The 309-nt window shown below is 38.8% G+C and carries 1 rRNA gene; it reads right to left on the bottom strand.

From position 1 onward, the window contains the following. A 16S ribosomal RNA gene (locus tag H6A61_RS15545) occupies positions 1-102 on the bottom strand; the annotation flags it as partial. Positions 103-309: the final 207 nt, after the last annotated feature.

Raw genomic sequence — 309 nt, 5'->3', positions numbered from 1 at the left:
CGCCTGCGATTGAAGCAAGCTTCAATCCCGCTGCCCCTCGACTTGCATGTGTTAAGCCTGTAGCTAGCGTTCATCCTGAGCCAGGATCAAACTCTTCAGTGTAAAATATCTTGTACATCCGTTAGGATGTCTTTTTGTCTCTGTTCAGGATACCGTTTTATACTCAATTGACGGTTTATTCTTACTTTTCATCACATATGATATAATGTGACGCTTGTACTACATTCTGTTTGTTTATCTAAAATCTTTCAAAGAACTTTCTTTCGTTTTGGAAGCGAAAGCGTTTGCAAAGGTAAGGGATTTATTTTT

The organism is Bacteroides caecigallinarum, assembly GCF_016901995.1.
In the GTDB taxonomy this organism is placed as follows: Bacteria; Bacteroidota; Bacteroidia; order Bacteroidales; family Bacteroidaceae; genus Phocaeicola; species Phocaeicola cellulolyticus.
Note: the sequence above shows the minus strand (reverse complement) of the source record. Positions and strands in the feature narration are given on the sequence as shown.